The sequence below is a fragment of the Endozoicomonas sp. genome (assembly GCF_051008435.1).
In the GTDB taxonomy this organism is placed as follows: domain Bacteria; phylum Pseudomonadota; class Gammaproteobacteria; order Pseudomonadales; family Endozoicomonadaceae; genus Endozoicomonas_A.
In genome coordinates this window covers 1-2,630 of record NZ_JBPCXO010000408.1, presented here as the reverse complement: position 1 = coordinate 2,630, position 2,630 = coordinate 1, and the positions used below count along the sequence as shown (strand labels likewise).

Genomic DNA, 2,630 nt, shown 5'->3' with positions numbered 1-2,630 from the left:
GTTTTCCTCTTCCAGTTTCGTGATTTGCTTTTGCATCTCAACAGCCTGCTCCTGCTGCTCTCCAATAATGGCAAGCAATACGACGCGGGTCTGTATATCGGGTGCAATATGAGTCATGACTGAGAGTGAAGAGAAAGGTTTAGTAGAAAATGGCACAAAACTCTGAAAAATCCAGCCTATTTTGAGGGGGCTGAATAGTTACGTTTCAATAAAGGCAGTATCTTCTTTTGCCGCCATCATAATACTTTCTTCTGTACGCATCCTCAGAGGGCGATAGAAAACCAGGCGAAAAATGCAATAGAGAACAACTGCACCTAAAGCAACCGTCGCCAGCAAAGGGCTGTAGATATACATCATGACCAATGTCACCAGAGCCATAACACCATCAGACAACCCCTCAATAAAACCACTGCTCAACATCTGATTAACTTGACCCAGTGAACTGAACCTTGATACCACATCACCAATATGCCGTTTTTGAAACCAAGGTAAAGGTAGCCTCATTAAATGTCTAAATAAGTTACTGACCAGCTGTATACCGAGATGGCTACGTAAAAACAAAACGACCCAAGACCGAATAGTGTCAGTCAGTACTTTAAACAAGGTAAGGAGAAGAAAACCCAATCCAAGAACAAACAGTAAATCTTTGTCGTTATTCACGACAACATTATCGACAGTCAGCTGAATGAAGTAAGGCATTGTCAGGGCAAAGACTTCCAGAGCCAATGCCAAAAACAATACCTGTATAAAACCCCGCTTCAACCCGGTAATACTCTGCCAAAGGCTGCTCAAACCCAGTTTCTTGGTTTCTTTTTTCTGCTGGAAAGCAGCTGAAGGGGTAACCTCAAGAGCAATGCCTGTAAATGACTTGGAAACCTCTTCCCAACTCAAAAATCGCTGACCTGAACCAGGATCATGGATAATAATCCCCTTTTTACTCACAGACTTAAGAACTACAAAATGATTCAGGTTCCAATGAAGAATACAGGGCGTCCGCAGCTGCTTCATATGCTCCAAATCGAGTTGAAGAGCCCGAGTATTCATCAGCAACTTTTCAGAAATATTCATTAACTGTTCGAGTGTCGAACCTCGAAGACTGACCGAGAATCTTTGCCGGAGCCTATTCAGATCAGTTTTATGTCCATAATAACCGGCCACCATGGCAATACAGGCTAAACCACACTCGGCGGCCTCACTCTGTAAAACAACGGGTAATCTACGACCAAAGCCAAAGCTCAAAAGGCTTGTAACATTCATATTGTCATCCTGTGACCAAATTCATCTCACTTTGAAATACCAACAGCTGTGAATACTGCTTAGTCAACTAGAGAAAAATGCTCTTCCGGAGAGGCTGTAAAGTGGTTCCAGTAACCACTCAAATATTGAACGCTTTTCACCCATCATGTCTGCCGTGAGCTGCATACCTGACTGTAGAGGGTAATCTTCCCCATATGCCTTAATCGCTTGCCGACTCAGAGAAACCGTTACCCTATAAACTGGCTCATTTAACTGCGCAGGAGCCGGAATATCATTTGGAGCAATTATGGTCCGGGAAACTTCGGTTACATGGCCTTTGTAGAAACCAAACTTCTGATAGGGGAAAGCAGAGTAACGAACCTGGACAGTTTGTCCTATTTTTGTGAAACCAATAGCTCGTGTGGGGACATACAGTTCAGCTTGCAACTCACTATTGATGGGCAAAACAGTAAGCAATTGTCGTCCAGAATCAACCCAGGCACCTTTGCGAACCAGTAAGCTTGAAACCGTTCCGCTGACAGGAGCTGTGAGTACGTAGGATGACCTGCTCTGGCTTTCAATCAATCGCTGTCGCATTTCAGAAACTGACTGCATTAATGCAGCCACTCTGGACTCAGAGTCCAGGTCAATTTTCTGATACTCACTCTTTACTTCAGAATATCGGGCTTCCAGTGCCGCTTTTTCTTTTTTTAAACCCTGAAGTTCCAGTTGTGCTGTTAGAAGAATGCTCAGTTTTCCATTGTAATCTGATTTGGAAATGTGCTTTCTGGCAAGCAGGTTTTCCAAAACACTTAACTCTTGCTCCAGGACAGCAACGTACTTCTTTTGAGTGGTCAGTTGTTCTACAAGGTGCTTGCGCTGCTGCTGAAGATCTTTCTGTAATTGTGCCAATTTTCGTTTTTCAACTTCAGCCAGAGTTCTGCTTTGATCAATTTGTACTTGAAGAGACACTATAGCCAGATCCAGCTGTTCTTGAAGTTGCCCTTCTAAACTCCCATCAACCAACAGCCTGCCGGTCCTAATTCGAAGTAATGACGTGCCAGCCTGAACAACTTCACCCTCTTTTACATAAAGTTCTTCAACCGTTCCACTTTGAACCCCTGAAATACGGCTCAGACCATCAGACGGCTGCAAAAATCCTGATACCGTTTCAGAACGGGTATAGCTACCGAAAACAAAGAACAAGATGAGTGCTGCCAGAACGACACAAACTAAAATCACAAGACAAAGATGTGATAATGGATTAATAATCAGAACATGACCATTCGATACAACACTCTGATTTTCAAGACATTCCTTACGAAATAAACTACTGTCTGACATACTGCAATCCATGCATTTAATACATAATTTGTCGTATAGGCTATTGACAA

At 43.0% G+C, this 2,630-nt stretch carries 2 protein-coding genes; both read right to left on the bottom strand.

Translation table 11 applies throughout. The features are described 5' to 3' along the window. Positions 1–198 precede the first annotated feature (198 nt). Complete coding sequence (locus ACR2PX_RS20645; RefSeq protein WP_434001247.1) at positions 199–1,257, bottom strand: cysteine peptidase family C39 domain-containing protein; 1,059 nt, start codon at positions 1,255–1,257, stop codon at positions 199–201. A gap of 63 nt (positions 1,258–1,320) precedes the next feature. After that, positions 1,321–2,630 (bottom strand): HlyD family secretion protein (locus tag ACR2PX_RS20640; protein WP_434001246.1); only part of this gene is annotated, 1,310 nt, incomplete at its 5' end.